The organism is Pedobacter sp. PLR, assembly GCF_026239675.1.
GTDB lineage: Bacteria > Bacteroidota > Bacteroidia > Sphingobacteriales > Sphingobacteriaceae > Pedobacter.
Genome location: NZ_JAPIVQ010000004.1, coordinates 99,411 through 118,308, shown reverse-complemented (window position 1 = coordinate 118,308; position 18,898 = coordinate 99,411). Strand labels below are relative to the sequence as shown.

Genomic DNA, 18,898 nt, shown 5'->3' with positions numbered 1-18,898 from the left:
AAAATGAAAAAGACAACCCTCATCAGGTTGTCTTTTTCATTTGATCATATTTTATCAAAAGGTGTAATTAACAACTACCCTAAAGATTCTATTTGTCCTACAATAGTGCTGATTTTAGATTCCGCATCCGCTTTTTTACTGCGTTCATTCTGAATGATCTCCGGTTTCGCATTCTGAACAAAGCGTTCATTGCTCAACTTCGCATCTACCGACTTCAAGAAGCCTTGCAAATAAACCAATTCTGCATTTAAGCGTACTTTCTCTGCTTCCACATCAATTGTTTCATTTAGCTGGATAAAGAACTCATCTTTTCCGACCATGAAGCTAACTGCACCAGCAATTTTATCCGATACGAACTCCACATCAGAGATATTTACAACCTTAGCAATAACGTTCAGCCATTTTTCATAATTTATTCCTGTATTCACTTTAATGCGCAATGGCAAAGCGTCTTTAGGAGAAATCTGCTTGGTGTTACGCACATTTCTGATCTCTGCAATCAGCCCTTTTACAACCTCTACATCTTTCAGTAATGCCGTATCAATTGAACCTACAACAGGATATGAAGCCACAATACAGCAGTCCATCTCTTCTTTTTCACCGAACAATTCATCATGCCATAATTCTTCCGTTAAGAAAGGCATATATGGGTGTAAAAGTGTCAGAATCTTCTCAAAGAAACCGATGGTAAACTTCAACGTTTCTGAATCAATCGGATGCTGATAAGCTGGTTTCACCATTTCAAGGTACCATGCACAAAAATCATCCCATACCAATTTATAAGAAGTCATTAACGCTTCCGACAAGCGGTATTGTTTAAAGTTATCTTCAATCTCTACTAAAGCTTCATTGAAACGATTTTCGAACCATGAAATCGCTTGTAGATTAGGATTTGGCAATGAATAATCAACTTCCCATCCTTTTACCAAACGGAATGCATTCCAGATTTTATTGGCGAAATTCCTTCCCTGTTCGCAGTAGCTTTCATCAAACATCAGGTCATTTCCGGCAGGAGAGCACAATAACATACCTACACGAACACCATCAGCACCATATTTTTCAATCAGGCCGATTGGATCAGGAGAATTCCCTAATGATTTAGACATTTTACGTCCTTGTTTATCTCTAACGATACCCGTTAAGTAAACATTTGTAAATGGCTTCTGACCACGGAACTCATGTCCAGCCATGATCATTCTTGCTACCCAGAAGAATAAAATTTCAGGAGCAGTTACCAAATCATTAGTCGGATAGTAATAGTTGATGTCTTTATTGTCCGGGTTTTTAAATCCATCAAACACAGAAATTGGCCATAACCATGAAGAGAACCAGGTATCCATTACATCAGGATCCTGATTTACAAACGGTGCTAACTGATGTTTGAAACCATTAGCTTCTTCCTCAGTAAACTCCCCATCAGCATCTTTTAACTTTAAAAACGCTGTTAAAGCTTCTTCTTTAGTTTTTGCTACTACCCAGTTACCCTGGTTGTCGTACCATGCAGGAATTTGTTGTCCCCACCATAATTGGCGACTGATATTCCAGTCACGGATATTTTCCATCCAATGGCGGTAAGTGTTCTGGAATTTCTCCGGGATCAGCTTAACATCACCATTCAATACATCATCCAATGCCGGCTTCGCCATTTCGTCCATTTTACAGAACCATTGCATAGATAATTTTGGCTCAATAGCCGCATCCGTACGCTCAGAGAAACCTACTTGTGATTTATAGTCTTCTACCTTTTCCAGGTGTCCGGCTTCATCCAATAGTTTAGCAATCTTTTTTCTGGCGATGAAACGGTCTTCACCAACAAGAATTTGTGCCAGCTCATTTAAAGTACCATCGTCATTTAAAATATCGATTACCGGCAATTTATGTCTTAATCCTAGCTCATAATCGTTTAAATCATGCGCAGGAGTAACTTTTAAACAGCCTGTTCCAAAATCCATCGTCACATAATCATCCTCAATAACAGGAATCTCACGGTTGATTAACGGAACAAATACTTTTTTCCCTTTCAGGTGCGCATAACGCTCATCATTTGGATTAACACAGATAGCTGCATCAGCCATGATGGTTTCCGGACGGGTAGTCGCAATCGTCAGGAATTCCTGATCATTACTTCCCGCAACCGTATACTTGATATAATATAATTTTTGATTTACTTCTTTACGGATCACTTCTTCATCAGAAACAGAAGTCTTTCCTGCCGGATCCCAGTTCACCATTCTTACCCCACGGTAAATTCTTCCCTTTTTATAAAGGTGGATGAAACTGTCAATTACCGCGTCAGACATGTCGTCTTCCATCGTGAAACGGGTACGCTCCCAGTCGCAACTGGCACCCAATTTCTTTAATTGCTCCAGAATAATACCTCCGTATTTTTCTTTCCACTCCCAGGCATATTTTAAGAATTCTTCCCTTGTCAGGTCCTTCTTGTCAATACCGCGCTCTTTTAACATCGCCACAACCTTAGCCTCTGTAGCAATAGAAGCATGGTCTGTACCAGGTACCCAACATGCATTCTTACCCTGCATTCTTGCCTTACGAATCAAGACATCCTGAATCGTATTGTTCAACATATGTCCCATGTGAAGTACACCTGTGACATTTGGTGGAGGAATTACAATGGTATATGGCTCGCGTTCATCCGGCTCAGAATGGAAAAAGTTCTTTGACATCCAGTAGCTGTACCATTTATCTTCGGTTGCTGCCGGGTCGTATTTTGTGGAAATGCTCATTATTACGAAAAAGTATCTGTTGAGATGCAAAAATAGCTTTTTAATTCTGAAAGAGAAAAATTCGGGTTACTACTCGCCGTCTCAAATCTTTTGCTGAAGGGCAAAATCTTTACAGGCCGGCTCATAGCATTCCCTCATTTTTAGTTAAGCGGCCCCCTCATAGCGTGGAAAGGGTAGGAAAGAATCAGGGGGAAATTAAGAATGACATAGCTTCTCCTTTTTTTTAAGCGGCCCTCATAGCCTTAAAAGGCACGAATTCACAAAGCATCGCATTTCATAGCATCCCTTATTTTCAGATAAACCTCCCTCATAACGCCAAAAAGTAAAACAATAAACATCCTGCAATTTAACTTCCACCACCAGGAAACTTAATTATAAAAAAAATCGGGTTGTGCTTTGAGGGCCTGTAAAATCTTTTTTTCAAAAGATTTTGAGACCGAAAAGTACAACCCGATTTTTTTAGCAGTATTAATTTCAAAATACTACTTTTTCAGATTCTGCATAAAGTAATCTGTGACTTTCTGATAAAGATGTACACGATCTTTACCGATCACATTGTGCTCATGACCTGGATAAATCATATAGTCCAGCTGAATATTCTTATCAACAGCGTGTTTGATGAAATCTACGGTGTGTTGTTGTAAAACAACCGGGTCTTGCACCCCATGGATCAATAGTAATTTACCTTTCAGACTACCGACATGGTCAGATAAATTTGTTTCTGCATAACCTTCAGGATTCTCCTGAGGTGTATCCATATAACGTTCTGTATACATCACTTCATAGAAGTTCCAGTTGATTACCGGACCACCAGCAACACCGGCTTTGAACATACCTGGTGCTTTCAGCATCACATTAACGGTACTAAAACCGCCAAAGCTCCAGCCAAATAAGCCCATATTATCCGAATCTACATAAGGTAAAGACTTCAGGTAACCTACTGCCTTCTTCATATCTTCCAGCTGAACAGCGCCAGCATGTCTAAACATCGACTGCTCAAAAGCTTTTCCTCTGTTATCGCTACCGCGGGTATCCATCGTCAGAACTACAAAACCTTGTTGCGCCATATATCTGAACCAGTAATCACCGGCACCGGCATTCCAGCTATTTGTGATCAATTGAGCATGCGGACCGCCATACCAGTAAACAATTACAGGGTATTTTTTCGTGCTGTCGAAGTTTACAGGTTTATAAAGGCTGCAATAAAGGTCATCACCGGTATCACTTTTAATCGTGAAGATCGATGAGTTTACCGTTGCATAATCTGCAAGTGGGTTTTTCGCTTTCAGCAATACTTTGGTTTTTTCCGTCGCCACTTCTACCAGCTGAATCACTTTAGGTAACTCCGGACTGCTGTAGCTATCAATTACGGTATTTCCAGTGCTGCTAATTTGTGTATTGTGTACTGCAAAACCTTGAGTAATGCGCTTGGATTTAGCAGATTTTAGATCCAATAAATATAGGTTTCTTGTGATTGGAGATTCTGCTGTAGACACATAAAACAACTTATCGCCCTTAGGATTGAAGCCTTTCACTTCTGTTACTTCCCAATTTCCTTTCGTCAATTGTTTCAGGACTTTTCCTTTTAGGTCATATAAGTATAAATGATTCCATCCATCACGGTTACTTTGCCAGATAAATTTCGAAGGATCAGTTTTAAGGAACAACATAGGCACTAAAGGTTCTACATATTTTTCATCTTTCTCTTCGAAGATTGTTTTAACGAAATCACCGGTTAGGGCATCATATTGATTTAATTTCATATGATTCTGCTCACGATTCAATACCGCGATAAATACAGACTTATCATCCGGACTCCAGGCGATATTGGTCAGGTATTGTTCTGCCGGCAAGCCGGTTTTCAGGTAAACCACTGCTTTTGTAGCAGGATTATACACCCCTAACGTTACATGGTGACTTTTATCACCTGCCATCGGATACTTGATATTGACATTCTTTGCAGGACGGGTTGTCCAATCTGAGATCGGGTAATCGCTTACCATACGCTGGTCCATTCTGTAGAAGGCCAATAGCTTACCACTGTTACTCCAGAAAATTCCTTTTGAAATCCCGAATTCCTCTCTGTGAACAGAAGAAGCATACACGATATCCGCAGTACCATCGGTAGTTACCTGCTCAGTCGTTGTTCCATTAGAAACAAAAAGATTGAACTTATCCAGGTAAGCCACATAACCGGCTTTACTCTCTTCCACATTAGTTTTTGAAGCAAGTTCTGCGCTTAATAACGTTTTAAAAGTGTTTTTAGCAGGATTAAAGGCCACCTTAGCCCCTTTAACGTTCATAATCCAATCTGCGCCCTGGTTAAACTGAATCACCGGCATAGACTTTAAGGTGTCCTGTTGAGCTGCTCTTAACTTTTGATTTAACTGTCCCAGAGAAAGAAGGGCTTGTTCTTCTTTTGCTTTAAAGCTCCCTGACATCCATACCGGGCCATTAGCCTGACGTTTAGCATATACATAGTTTTCCGTTCCGTAAATGAACTGTAGCTGAGATAAATTTTCAGGGGCAAGAGTAGTACGTGCATTACTCATTGCGTCCTGCATGGTCAGCATTTTATTCTGGGCAATTCCATAAAATGAAAGGGCCACCAACTGACATAGTAAGATAAATTTCTTCATTGTTTTATAATTGATGGCCCAAATGTAGCAATTAACCAGGTATCCCCGGTAGACTGCAACAACATTGCAACATAAGCTACTTTATTTCAAAGCCGTATACATTGCCTGCAAAATCTGCCAGGAAAAGCTGTTTTCCATTTATGGCAGGATCGGCAAATACCGGTGCACCAAGGTTTAGTTTTTGCAGTACTTTTCCTGAATCTTCATTGATCATATATAAATGACCATCAGAAGCAGCAAATAATAACTGATTGCCATATTTTACGACAGTACTTTCTACAGTGCCGGATTCAGGGCCTGTATAAGGAGCAGAATATACCAATGCATTACCGGTAGGCCTGTTCCAGACTTCTTTTAATGTTTTCAAATCATAAGCTACCACCCCATCTGTTGAAGTAGGCATAATCAGGTACTTATCAGTGATTAACGGAGTTGCCATTACTTTAAAATCATAGGTACCTTCAATTTTACCAATGTTCTTTCCGGTTAATGGATCAAGAATAAATATGGCATTTAAGCCCGTGATGTACACTTTTCCGCCTGCATAAATCCCGGTACTGCTTCTAAAACGAAGACCTTCGTCACTTCTTTTCCAAAGTAATTTCCCTGTTTTACGGTCGTGTCCAAACAAGCTCTGCCAGTTACTTCCGGTAATCAGAACCTCTCCTGCAAGTGTCATTTTCTCTGGCGTACCTTCGCCACCATTCCAGTCTTTATTGATCCAGATCGTGTTTCCGGAAGCCACTTCTAAAGCTTGCAAATAAGATCCGTAACCGGTATAATAAATCCCTTTATCGACAATACCTCCAGAAATATAGCCCGGCAGACTTTTCATTCCAAGGTCTTTTTTCCAGATCAATGTACCGTTAGCAGCCTTTAAAGCATAGGTAAAACCTTCCATATCTGTGCCTAAAACAATACCACCATCATAAGAAAGGGCATTTTTCACAGAGTTACGGGTTTTATAATGCCATAGGATTTTGCCGGTTGCAGGATCTAAAGCAGTAATCCCACATTTCAGGTTGTTTGCATCATCAATGGTGGCGACAAATAATTTGCCCCCGGCGAGGATCGGACTAGCTTTCCAAACGCTACCTTTAATGTTATTTACCCATTTTAAGGCTAAGGAACCCGCTTTATCAAGACCAGAAATCTTTCCTGATGGCGTATTTAAAGGCATAGTAAAAGCTTGCTTTTGAATATACTCCCTGCCATCATGATAAATTACTTCCGTCTGAATCGTATAACTTTTCCCTTTACTCATTTTAGTGACAGGCACTTTTCCGTACCAGCTCCAATCTGTGTTTGCAACTAATGGCGAAGTAGCAATCTGGTTTCCTTTCTCATCATAGATGATACTTTTCGCTGACTTCACCGTAGTTTCAGAATCGTAAATATTGGCACTAATCATCAGCTGACCATCTTTTACCAATACCATATCCGAAGCATTAGGGCTGTTTACCACCAAATGATCATGCAAATACGTATAATGAGGCTTGATTTCTTTAACGCCATCCTTATCAATTTCTATGGATAAAAACTGAGCGGCAGAATTGTCAATTCCGCCCATGCTTGGAGAAGCGGTAGAAACATACTGGATACCGGTTTTATCACTCTTTCTCACAAAGTTATTGTGCCAGTGACCGTAAACCCAGGCTTTCAGATTATTTTCATTCAGGTTGATGGAATCCTTTTTTCCTTTCAACACAAACTGGTCGTTATAAGTTAACAGATCATGGTTAAAAATGATCACCGGTTTATTTTTATCGGTGGCAGCAAGGTCGTTTTTCATCCAGCTAATGACCTCATCCACGGTATAAGATGGTTGTACATCACCCGAACGCATTGGCGTAACGATAAAATGCGCAGGTCCTGCATCAAATGAATAATATACCGGCCCAAAAAGCTCTTCAAACAGCTCCTCACCATAAGCACCTTTAACCAGGTCATGATTTCCAATGCAGTAAAAAATCTGTTTTCCCAATGCTTCCGGAGTTACCTGACTGGCATGGAAATTAAGTCCTTTCTCATAGCAGATATCACCCGTATGGACGATAAAACTGACATCCTGTTTCTTAGAGAAGTTCTTCAGATTGGCAATCCAGTCGTTGTATTTAAAAGTTTCGGTATCGGTAATTTGCAACATCTTCACCGAAGAACCAGCGCTGGTTGGGTCAGGAAGCAGTCCGAAGTTATAAGCAGCTACCTTATCCTCAATTTTAAGGTAATGCTTTGCAGATAATTTATATCCGGCAGGAACAGTTACAAATATAAAGCGGTTTTTAGCATGTCCTGGTAAAGAGAAATTACCCTCTGCATCGGTTTTCAACACGTTTTGTCCGTCGGAAACGGAAACGCCTTTCATTCCTTTTTCTCCGCTCTCCCAGGTCTTATTTTTATTCTCATCCAGGAAAACTTTTCCTTTGTATTGCGCTCCCGCAGCCGAGGCCAGGAAAGCAAAAACTACTGTAAAAATTAATCTCATTAGGGTTTCATTTTAGTGTTTATGATCATTGTGTGTGGTTCGTATCATTAAAGCTTGCTTCCGCTCATTAAAAAAGCAGCAGGTATTTAAACCTGCTGCTAGATGAGGGCATTAAATTACAGGTCTAAACTACCTTTTCTTTGCTAAACTACCCGCAAGTTCTTTGCTACATTACCAGCCAAAAACTTGTTTCAACTGCGGGTTAACTACAGTTTCTCCAATTGGAATCGGTCGGTAATAATATTTAGGACTAATAAAATTCCTTGGCTGATCTCTGTCTCTCGTAAAGGCGATGAAGCCTGAAGTACCATTGGTCAGGTAGAAATTCTGATCTTTTCCTGTTTTATCTTTCAGGTAATATTTAGACAACTTGTCTCTTTCCACAGCTGGAATATTGGCAATAGAAGATTCATCATCCGGAGAAGGCAGGATCGCAATATCAGGTTTACCATCACCGGTTACATCCAGGCCACCCAATGCAGGAACATACATTCCCTGCTGACTATCCTGGAATAAGTTACCGCATTTCCAACGCATTAAATCATTGAAACGGAAACCTTCACAAGCGGTTTCTACCCTTCTCTCGCGACGGATTTCGAGCAATACTGCACCGCTTGCATTTGGATAAGCAGCGGCTAAAACAGGGTCTAAAGCAACACTCATCGTTAATGCAGGCATTTGAACCCGGGTACGTAACAGGTTAATCGTCTGATCAAGGTCTCCCTGATTGATATTCCCTTTTTCTGCTTTAGCTTCTGCATTGATCAATAAGATCTCTGCATATCTGAAAATCGGCAACCCCGTATAATTCATCTCCCAACCTAATCTGAGCGCAGGATCACGAGGATAAAACTTGATTTGATTGTAGCCACCTAAAGTAGGTTTGATCCGGTAAGGCTCATCAATAGTACTTGCTCCTCTAAAACCCGGGTTAATAATTGTTTCAGCCATTCTCGGATCACGGTCTGCGAAAACTTCCGTATACACCTTGGTATTATATCCTGGAGTTGAGGTAAAAGGCGTACCATCTTTTTTCAAATAAGTATCTGCCAGATTTCTGCTCAATGACCAGGTATAATCCAATACCGTATGGCTATTATTTCCTACGTTTAATTCCTTATTATAATCCGCCCACATGATCATTTCCTTGTTCGTTGCCAGACTTGGGCTTACAAACAGGGATCTATAATCCAGCGCACCATTACCAGTACTCACTAAAGTAAAACCACCCTCTTTCATGATCTTGTCGGAAGCGGCAACTGCTGCATCCAGGAAGCGCTGATAATCACCCGTTAATCCGATTTCATCATGATACTTTCTGAAAGTACCCTCATGCAAAGAGAACCTCGATAATAAAGCCAATGCCGCCCATTTGGTGACCCTGGTATTCGCAGCTTTTGTTTTTGAATCATCTTTGATATTGGCTACCGCATAATTCAGATCGCTTAAAACAGAATCTACCACCAATGCTCTTGGGTCTTGTCCTTTGTACAAATCAGGATCAGTTTCCGACAATACATGGCCATACCAGGGTACATTATGGTATTTCTTTATTTTCTCAAAGTAGAAGTTAGCGCGGAAAAATTTAGCGATTCCAACAAAGTGTTTGATCAGGACCGGATCACCTTTAACCTGTCCGATATGATCCAACATGAAGTTGATTTTTCTTAAATTTTCCCAGTCCTTTTTGTCCCAGCCACCAATATTAGAGGAAGATATACTCCCTCTTAACATGATATCAACTTCCCCATCTGCGTTATAATTGGAAATATTGTCGGAATTGATATCTGAATAGCTGGCACTAATCTGGCCGTAAAAACCATTGCTATAAGTCTCCAAATCTATTGGTGATTGAAAAAATGCACCCTCAGTAATTTCAGTTTGTGGGTTCCTTTGCAGGAAGTCCTTCTTGCAGGCAGTCAGCCCTATGGTCATTAATCCTAATGCAAGGATATAAGTTGTTTGTAATTTCATGATCCTTCTTGCGTTAAAAATTAAGGTTTAAACCAACAGAATAGGTCTTTTGGAAAGGATAAATCGCGCCATCCAATCCTTCAGGGTCTAGCCTGGCTTTGATGTGTGAAACATCAAAGATATTCTCTGCACTGAAGTACACCCTAAGCTTATCCATTTTCAACTTGTTGGTTAACGATTTTGGAATTGTATAACCGAGGGTAAGATTTTTTAACCTCAGGTAAGAAGCATCCTGAAGGTATTTCGTTTGTGGATTTCCCAATTCTGTAGCGTCTTCGGCGATGTAAGCCTTCACACGAGGGAAATAAGCGTTCGGCGTTTCCGGAGTCCAGCGATCCAGGTTATGCACCTGCACATTGGTCCATGGTTGCGCATATACACCCCAGAAGTAATGGTTACCCGCACCAGGGTACCAATCTCTTTTACCTACACCCTGGAAGAACACACGGATATCGAAGCCTTTCCATCCGGCACCAAGATCGATTCCATACTGGTATCTGGCCTCGCTGTTTCCTATAATTTTCTGATCTCCATGATCGGCAACCGTATTTTTTCCTTTATTAATTTTACCGTCGTTATTGAGGTCTCTAAACTTTAAATCACCTACATCAAACTTATATCCGGTATCATCGGCACCAACTGCACTTTGGTCTGCATGACTGGCTAATTCTTCTTTCGACTGGAAGAAACCTTCTGTTTCTAATCCCCAGATTTCGCCAATTTGTTGTCCTACGTAATAATCACTAAGCAAGCCATTAGGGTTATCAAATTTGGTGATATAACTGCGGCTATCACCCATATTGAAACCAACATTATAGTACAGCTGACTGTTGTTGACCATAAAACCGTCTTTCCATCCGATTCTCAATTCCCATCCTTTAGTTTTCAAATCTGCGGCATTTACTTTAGGTTCTAATACGCCAAAAGCTCCCGGAAGGGTTTTTCCTTTAGTCAGCATTCCTTTGGTATACCTCGTATAGGCATCAAAAGTCAGGTCCAATCTATTTTTAAACATACTGATGTCTCCACCAAAATTCATCGTAGAAATCCTTTCCCAGGTTAAACTCTGAGCTACTGATCCCGGAGGATTTACAGTTGTGGGTCTGTTACCGTCCAGAATCTGGCCGATTTGTCCGGCTTTCATCGTTGGGATATAGTAATAAGCGCCTACATCCTGATTACCCAAAGCACCGTAAGAAGCACGGAATTTCAACAAATCGATCTTTAATTTTTCCGCTACCGGCTTAAAGAAACTTTCATTACTGATTACCCAGGCCACAGACGCAGAAGGGAAAAAGCCCCATCGGTCATCCGAAGGAAAACGAGAAGTACCATCGTAACGGCCGTTCAATTCCAGGATATACTTGTTGTCAAAAATATAGTTGAATCGATAAAACCAACCTCTAACCGCCCATTCTTCCATACTTTCCCCCATATCCATAGCACCGGTAGCCAGGTTAAGAGATGGCAATGTACCGCTGATTAAGTTGGAGCGACTTGCATAACCATAGCTCCAGTTTCTGGTTTCCTGATTGAAACCAGCAAGCACCTGCAGGTAATGTTTCTCATTAAAAGTTTTGTGGAAATCGGTATAGATATTATAAATATTTTGTCTGAGGTGGCGTTCCGAATTTGTGGCAGATCCGGCTACATTACCACTATAGCTAATGGCAGCATTCGGCCCTGCTTTATAAGGAATCGCAAGATCAAAAGATCTTCCGGTAGTATCAATTTTCCGTACCGTTGCATCTGCTTTTAAGTCCCATACATCTTTAATAAGCGCCGCTTTTGCGGTAAAAGTAGTCTGGAAATTACTGGTCCTGGTTACCCTGCGGCCTCCACTTTGCATTTTCCCCAATAGGGAAGCTCCGGTAGAAGTCCAGCTGCCATCCGGATTAACAGGCACATCCAACGAACTTTGTCTGTTTACATTATGAAAGAACCCTGATCCATTATAGGAAGGCTCATCATAAGTACTGGTATTAAAAGCAGTATTATTCCCAATTGTTAACCATTTTGACAAATTATAATCTGCTTTAGCACGAAGGTTGTAACGGTCGTATTTATCATTACCATATTTAAACATCCCTTCATTTCTAAAGTACTCCGTAGACATATAATAGCTCAGTTTATCGTCTTTTTTGGAGATATTCAGGTTGGCATTATACGTTGGCGCAGTAGAATTATAAACCTCATCCATCCAGTTCGTACTTCCATAATACATCCAGGCATTCGGATCCGATGGAGAAACAATCACTGTAGGTAGTGCCGGGTTGGCCGAACGTTGTCTGGCATATTCCCTGATGTTTTCCGGATACAAATCGTACAAAGGATAAGCAGCATCATGTTTATACTCCATTACTTTCAATGGGTCGGTCACAATATCCGGTACTTTACCTAGCTGTCTAATCGCATAATACGTATTAGCATTTATTTTTAAATCTTCGCTCTTAGCTGATTTTGTAGTAATTAATACGACACCGAAAGCACCTCTGGCCCCATAGATCGCTGCCGATGCAGCATCTTTCAATACGGTTACATTCTCGATATCTGCCGGATTTAAAGCCAACAGTTCCTCACTGGTATAGGGTACGTTATCTACCAAAATGTACGGAGAACCACCATTTAAGGAAGTAAATCCACGGATATTAAATTTAGGAGCTTTGTTCACCTGTCCGTTGGAAATGGTGATATTCAGGTTGGGAATCAAGCCTTGTAAGCCTGCGCCAACACTGGTAATCGGTCTGTTTTCCAGATCTTTGCCGGAAACACCATCCACAGCACCACTCAGGTTTACTTTTTTCTGCGTACCGTAACCCACCACCACAACCTCATTCAGGAACTTATCATCGTCTTTCAAAACGACATTGATTTGCTTGCGGGTACCAATTACCACCTTTTGCTCGCTGAGGCCAACATAACTAAACACCAATACATCTGCCGGCGAACCTGCTTCAATCTGGTAATTACCATTTCCGTCGGTAGTGGCTGCTTTCGGTGTCCCCATAATGCGCACAGATACACCTGGAATAGGCAATCCTTTTTCATCCGTCACCGTCCCTTTGATTAAAATGGCCTCATTTATCCAGGATAAAGTTGGCAGGGCATCCTGATCACGTCTCCTGAAAATCACCACATTATTCTCAGATTCCCGGTAAGAAAAAGGAGTACCATTCAATAGTTGAAATAATACTTCATTTAAAGGTTTACCAGAAACCTCCATTTCAATCCCTTTCACCTTTCTTAATTCATTGTTATTATAAGAAAAATCCAGTTTACTGGTTTTACTGATTTTCTCTATTGCTTTTTCTAAAGATTCGCCTTTCAGGTGAACACTCACCTTGACATTTTTAAGCCCCTGACTAAAAGTCGTTTCCGCAAACATGGTTCCGGCGGAAGCTAGCAATGTGGCAAACACTATTAATCCTACTCTCATTATATTAAGAATTAGTGTAGTAATGTTTTTTTTCATATTTTTATTCGTTTTAAAATTTCATTGAAACATAGCACGGCCATCTGGAGAATTTTTCGAAGAGTTACCCAATTGCTGTACATTCTGATCAGTATCTGTTAGAGCAGATACTGATCTTCTTTTTTAAATACTATTGACTGATTAATTACATCCGCTACCTGTTATAAGCACCTCCTTTTCTTCTTTAATCTGGTAAGTAATTCCTTGTATTAACTTGATGAGGTCTAACACCTCCCTTAAGCTTTGTTTGGTATTGAAGCGAATACTATTCTGGCAGTTTTTAAATTTCTGCTGATCATATTTAATCTTTACCTGATAGGCATTTTCTACGGCGAGTACGAGGTCTTCAAAATAAGCTGCGTTCAGGATCACATTGCCATTATTCCAGGCCTTACGTTCCATGGCTTTTACTTTGAGTACAGTCGGTTTCCGGTGATCTTTATTATATACCACCTCCTCGTTTTTCTCTAATACACTGGTCTGATTCTGATCGTCACTTACAGCAACTTTTCCGGTTACCACAGCCACACTCATGGTAGACAATGCCTGATAAGATTTCACCACGAAAGAAGTTCCCAATACATTGGTCTTAATTCCGGAAGCCTCTACTACAAATGGAACCTTATCATCATGTACAATATCAAAGAAGCCTTCCCCGTCCAACAGGTAGACCATTCTTTTCTTTCCGAATTTCTTTGGGTATTTAAATGTGCTGGCAGAATTTAGCCATACTGTAGAACCATCCGGCAAAACCAATTGTCTGGTCTCCCCTTTTGGAACCGTAACCGTGAGGTAATTGTCGTCATTAAATGGATGGAAAAACAACAAACCTGTTGAAATCAAAATGAAACCAATAGCCGCAGCCATAGTCAGCATTGTTTTCTTTCTTTTTAATTTGAGGCTATGCTGCTGCCGTTGCTGGATTTCTTTAGTTGCCTGGATACGCTCCAGGATTTCCTGACTCAAGTGTTCTTTATCCTGTTCGTTTTCAAAAACATCCCCAGGGTCATGAATCCCGAATTTTTTATACAGCTCGTTTTTTTCTTTTTCGTTCATATACTAAATACATAACGAACGAGGCGCGAAGAGGTACTATGAGAAAATTATCTTTTTTTTATCACTGGAATGGATACTTGATACGCAGTCTTTTCAGCGCGCTGGTAATTTGATTCTTTACCGTTTGAGAAGAAATAGAGAGTCGGCCGGCAATCTCATTTACAGAAAGTTCTTCTTCTCTGCTCATTTGAAAAACTTTACGCATCCCATCTGGCATGCTCTGGATTTCCAGTCTCAAATGACCGGCCATCTCCTTAGCCGTATATTGTTCGAAAAGCGAATGATCGGTCTCCTCGCTGATCTTTAAAAACTCTACATCGTGTTTAACGCGTAAAGTTTGGCGGCGATTGAGATCAGTCAGCTTATTTTTTAAAATGGTATAGATGAACCCGATAAAGGTGGTGGTAATTTTTAAAGAATGGCGTTTCAGCCAGATCACCATAAATAAATCATGAACCACATCTTTCGCCTCCTCCCTATTGTTCAGCTTCTTACAGGCAATTGCATAAACCACGTCCCAATAGCGCGAATAGATCTCATTAAACGCGTCATTATCATCTTCTCTCAATAAGGCCAGCAATGCCAGGTCTGTTAGCTGTTTCAATAAAAATGGTCTTAGGTTGATTTATTTGGTGATACAATATATAAATTTAAATGCAAAAGTAAAGGAATGGAAAAAGAGTACCGGCACCATAACCGTTAAGTTTTCATTAAGTTCTTGCACAATAAGGCGACTAAAAAGTATTTTATCGCTTTCTTAAGCTATAAAGCTTTCAAAAAATCAGCAATTTTCTTAGGTTTAAATCGAAATGACAAAAGGGACAATAAAGACGATTGGGATCGGGGTATTATTTGCAATGCTTTGGGCATCTGCATCCGTAGCTACTAAATTCGGGGTACGATCTGCACCACCACTGATCCTGGCCAATCTTCGTTTTTTCCTGGCGGGAATTGTGTTACTGGGCTATTGTTATGGGATCAGCAAAGATAAAGTCTACCGTCTGCCGAATGCGACGGAATGGAGACAACTGGCCATTTTTGGCTTCCTCAATACCGCGGTATACCTTGGACTGTATGTCTATGCCATGAAGTTCACCGCTGCAGGGATTGGGAGTTTAGCCGTTTCCACCAATCCATTACTCATTGTTCTTTTTTCTTCCTGGCTGATGGGCAGAAAACCTTCCGCAGCAGAAATATTAAGTATCGTTCTTGGGATGACAGGAATCGCTTTCGCCACTTATCCATTATTAGGAAATCAAAGTACCAGTCTGATGGGAATAGGTTTGCTTATGCTCAGTATGGTGGTCGTTTCTTTTGCCAGCGTTTACTATGCAAGGGTTACCTGGACCTTACCAAATCTATTGATCAACGGATGGCAGGTTACCCTCGGCGGCCTCTTCCTGCTCCCTGTAACCCTTGTTTTTGGCGATTTACAATCCTTCCAGCCGGATGCTACTTTTTGGTATTCCGTATTATGGCTGAGTCTTGCCGTTTCCGTGATCGGGTTGATCTGCTGGTTCTTCCTCTTGAAACTCGATACTGTAAAAGCCTCGTTATGGCTCTTTCTATGTCCGCTATTCGGTTTCTTTTATGCCTGGTGGCTGATGAATGAACCGATCACCTGGTACACCATATGCGGAACCTTCCTGGTGGTTCTGGGCTTATATATCGGTCAGCGACAACGCCTTAAAAAAGTGTCCTAAACAAAAAGCTTCGGGGCCCTTATATCATAATTTTCGTAGCATCACACAATAAATTGTGTTAAAATATGTTAAATAGATATAAAAACCCAAGACATGAAAGCGATCAAGATAGTTCTATTTACGGGGGTAATATTCAGGAGACTAGGTTTAGCCAAGTTATATTACTGGTTCAATAAGTAATATTTTTAATAGATATATGGTTTGTTTCCAGCGATTTCCTACATTCATACAATGAAGGATAAGGAGATAATTCTTTCCCTCCGCTACTAACTAACTATTTATGACTACTAAACTGAAAAGCTATTTTGCTGCTTTGGGGATTGTGGCTGCCAGCTACACTGCAAATGCGCAAGCACCGATGAAATTCATCGATCCTGCAAATATGGATCTTACCGTTAAACCAGGTGATGATTTCTACCAATATGCCAGTGGCACCTGGATCAAAAACAACCCTGTTCCTGCTAAAGAAACACGTTGGGGAAGCTTCAATGCGCTCCGCGACTTCAATATCAATGCCGTAAAAGGATTGGTAGAAGATGCAGCAGCCGACAAATCCGCTCCCGCAGGTTCTGTAAAAAGACGCGTAGGCGATTTTTATGCCGCTGCGATGGACAGCGTAACCATTGAGAAACTAGGTTATACGCCGATTAAGGCTGACCTGGAAAAAATCAAGCAGATCAGAGACCTTCAAGGTATTCTAGATCATGCTGCTTACCTGAGAACCACCGGCCTGGCTTCACCTATGTTCAGCTTCTATGTTGGCCAGGATAGAAAAAACGTTAACAAATACATGCCACAGCTTGGACAGGGAGGAACTTCCTTACCTGACCGTGATTATTACCTGAAAGATGACAGCAGAAGTGTAAAAATCAGAGAAGCGTATGATAAGTACATGACTACGTTGTTTACGCTAACTGGTAACAGTCCTGCCGAAGCAAAGAAAAAAGCCGCTACCGTGATGGCCATTGAAAAACAACTGGCAGAAGCGCAAATGGCAAGAGTGGAAATGCGTGATCCGCATAAAACCTACAATAAATTTACCGTTGCCGACTTTAGCAAAACTACCCCTCAATTGAATTGGGCAACTATGCTCCCTAAATTTAAGGTCAACGGACAAGATACGATCCTCGTTTCTTCACCTAAATTCTTTGTCAGCCTGGACGGCATGTTAAAAACTGTTCCTGTGGCCGACTGGAAAACCTACCTGGAGTGGAACGTGTTAAAATCGGCGGCATCTAACCTGAGCAGCCCTTTTGTGAATGCTTCTTTTGCCTTTACACAGGCACAAACCGGTCAGAAAATACAAACCCCAAGATGGCAACGCATGTCGCAGCTTACCGATGGTACCGTTGGTGAATTGCTGGGACAGTTGTATGTGGCTCAATATTTCAAGCCAGATGCAAAAGTCCGCATGACAGAATTAATTGCGAATCTTAGAAAAGCATTTGAGATCAGAATCAACAACCTGGAATGGATGAGCGATGTGACCAAAGGAAAAGCACTGGAAAAATTAAATGCTTTTGTTCCTAAAATCGGTTACCCTGACAAATGGAAAGATTATGAAGGTTTAACGATTACCCGTACTACTTACCTGCAAAACCTACGTAATGCTGGTGCATGGGGCTATAATGAGATGGTTACTCAGCTGGGTAAACCGGTAGACCGTACCCGTTTCGGGATGACCCCTCCTACTGTAAATGCGTATTATAGTCCAACAATGAATGAAATTGTGTTCCCTGCCGGAATTCTTCAGTTCCCTTTCTTCGATCCTAATGCCGATGATGCCGTAAATTATGGTGGTATCGGTGCTGTTATCGGTCATGAAATGTCGCATGGTTTTGATGATTCTGGAAGTCAATACGACAAAGACGGAAACTTACGCAACTGGTGGACACCGGAAGACAAGGTTAAATTTGAAGCAAAAACCAAGGCTCTTGGCGAGCAATTCGATGCTTATACCGTATTGGATACCGTTCACGTGATCGGGAAACTAACCATGGGCGAAAACATAGGTGACCTTGGTGGCTTAAATGCAGCTTATACTGCCTTTAAATTAACCAAACAAGGACAGACTGAAGATAAAATTGATGGTTTTACACCTGACCAACGCTTCTTCTTATCCTGGGCGCAGGTATGGAGAGGAAATGTCCTGGATGAAACCGCAGCACAACTGATCAAAACAGATCCACACTCTCCTGGTCCATTCAGAACGATTGGCGCACCTGTAAATATGGATGCCTGGTATAAAGCTTTTGATGTGAAACCAGGTGATAAATTGTATAAAAAACCAGAAGACAGAATCAGGATGTGGTAATCCAAATCTGCCTTTAACCTAAAGCGCGGCCTCCATTAACCGGAGGCCGCGCTTTTTATTTAGTAATAATATTCAGCTTGTTACCTCTAAGGTTTTGCTGATGTATTCTTTAACCGTTATGCTGTTATCAAATATACAAGGCCTGTGCTTTCTTGCTCAGCTTTGCCATGATCAATGCTCTGGAAATTGCAATACGGCTTTTCAGCTCTTCTTCCGGCATGACCTCAAGTCCACTAACTTTGATCCATTGCCTTTTCGCCATATGTGATGCCTGTTCAATCCCCGGTCTTCCTACCAGTGCATCAAAATCTTCCGGATCACATTTCAGCGAGAAGCTTCCCAATTCCAGATCAATGATCACAAACAGTTTTTCCGCGATCATGAAACAAAGGTGGTCCCATTTCATGCCTTCGGTGGTACCTTTTAAACTAAGGCAGTAGGTTCTAAAAGTTTCTATATCCATGATTACAATTGATGCTTAAAGCTACAAACCTTTTTAAGAATCACAAAA

At 41.0% G+C, this 18,898-nt stretch carries 10 protein-coding genes; 2 read left to right on the top strand and 8 right to left on the bottom strand.

Annotated features, from left to right (window positions below; translation table 11 throughout):
* Nucleotides 1–74: 74 nt before the first annotated feature.
* The 7 genes from OQX61_RS11090 to OQX61_RS11060 all read right to left on the bottom strand — a co-directional run bounded on the left by OQX61_RS11090 (nt 75) and on the right by OQX61_RS11060 (nt 14,974).
* Nucleotides 75–2,744: a valine--tRNA ligase gene (locus OQX61_RS11090; RefSeq protein WP_265841739.1), complete on the bottom strand. Its 2,670-nt coding sequence runs from the start codon at nt 2,742–2,744 to the stop codon at nt 75–77.
* Between the two features lie 482 nt (nt 2,745–3,226).
* Nucleotides 3,227–5,383 (bottom strand): DPP IV N-terminal domain-containing protein, encoded by a 2,157-nt coding sequence (locus OQX61_RS11085; RefSeq protein WP_265841738.1) that lies wholly within the window; start codon nt 5,381–5,383, stop codon nt 3,227–3,229.
* Between the two features lie 76 nt (nt 5,384–5,459).
* Nucleotides 5,460–7,868, bottom strand: a complete 2,409-nt coding sequence (locus OQX61_RS11080; RefSeq protein WP_265841737.1) for a PQQ-binding-like beta-propeller repeat protein — start codon at nt 7,866–7,868, stop codon at nt 5,460–5,462.
* Nucleotides 7,869–8,039: 171 nt separating this feature from the next.
* Nucleotides 8,040–9,842: a RagB/SusD family nutrient uptake outer membrane protein gene (locus OQX61_RS11075; RefSeq protein WP_265841736.1), complete on the bottom strand. Its 1,803-nt coding sequence runs from the start codon at nt 9,840–9,842 to the stop codon at nt 8,040–8,042.
* A 13-nt stretch (nt 9,843–9,855) separates the two neighbouring features.
* The gene (locus OQX61_RS11070) at nt 9,856–13,278 is read right to left on the bottom strand and encodes a TonB-dependent receptor (RefSeq protein WP_265841735.1); all 3,423 of its coding nucleotides are present in this window, start codon (nt 13,276–13,278) and stop codon (nt 9,856–9,858) included.
* Between the two features lie 177 nt (nt 13,279–13,455).
* A complete protein-coding gene (locus OQX61_RS11065) occupies nt 13,456–14,370 on the bottom strand; it encodes a FecR family protein (protein ID WP_265841734.1) in 915 nt (304 codons plus the stop codon).
* Between the two features lie 61 nt (nt 14,371–14,431).
* Entirely contained in the window at nt 14,432–14,974 is a 543-nt protein-coding gene (locus OQX61_RS11060; RefSeq protein ID WP_265841733.1) for an RNA polymerase sigma-70 factor, read from the bottom strand.
* A gap of 205 nt (nt 14,975–15,179) precedes the next feature.
* On the opposite strand from OQX61_RS11060, the gene OQX61_RS11055 reads away from it, so the two are divergent.
* Nucleotides 15,180–16,073, top strand: coding sequence for an EamA family transporter (locus OQX61_RS11055; RefSeq protein ID WP_265841732.1), 894 nt, complete (start codon nt 15,180–15,182; stop codon nt 16,071–16,073).
* 280 nt (nt 16,074–16,353) lie between these two features.
* Entirely contained in the window at nt 16,354–18,387 is a 2,034-nt protein-coding gene (locus OQX61_RS11050) for a M13 family metallopeptidase (protein WP_265841731.1), read from the top strand.
* A gap of 127 nt (nt 18,388–18,514) precedes the next feature.
* On the opposite strand, the gene OQX61_RS11045 is transcribed toward OQX61_RS11050, so the two are convergent.
* Nucleotides 18,515–18,850, bottom strand: coding sequence for an MmcQ/YjbR family DNA-binding protein (locus OQX61_RS11045; RefSeq protein ID WP_265841730.1), 336 nt, complete (start codon nt 18,848–18,850; stop codon nt 18,515–18,517).
* Nucleotides 18,851–18,898: the final 48 nt, after the last annotated feature.

Coding starts and splice junctions, on each gene's coding strand:
- OQX61_RS11090 (WP_265841739.1), bottom strand. CDS start 2,744: ATGAGCATTTCCACAAAATACGACCCGGCAGCAACCGAAGATAAATGG.
- OQX61_RS11085 (WP_265841738.1), bottom strand. CDS start 5,383: ATGAAGAAATTTATCTTACTATGTCAGTTGGTGGCCCTTTCATTTTAT.
- OQX61_RS11080 (WP_265841737.1), bottom strand. CDS start 7,868: ATGAGATTAATTTTTACAGTAGTTTTTGCTTTCCTGGCCTCGGCTGCG.
- OQX61_RS11075 (WP_265841736.1), bottom strand. CDS start 9,842: ATGAAATTACAAACAACTTATATCCTTGCATTAGGATTAATGACCATA.
- OQX61_RS11070 (WP_265841735.1), bottom strand. CDS start 13,278: ATGAGAGTAGGATTAATAGTGTTTGCCACATTGCTAGCTTCCGCCGGA.
- OQX61_RS11065 (WP_265841734.1), bottom strand. CDS start 14,370: ATGAACGAAAAAGAAAAAAACGAGCTGTATAAAAAATTCGGGATTCAT.
- OQX61_RS11055 (WP_265841732.1), top strand. CDS start 15,180: ATGACAAAAGGGACAATAAAGACGATTGGGATCGGGGTATTATTTGCA.
- OQX61_RS11050 (WP_265841731.1), top strand. CDS start 16,354: ATGACTACTAAACTGAAAAGCTATTTTGCTGCTTTGGGGATTGTGGCT.
- OQX61_RS11045 (WP_265841730.1), bottom strand. CDS start 18,850: ATGGATATAGAAACTTTTAGAACCTACTGCCTTAGTTTAAAAGGTACC.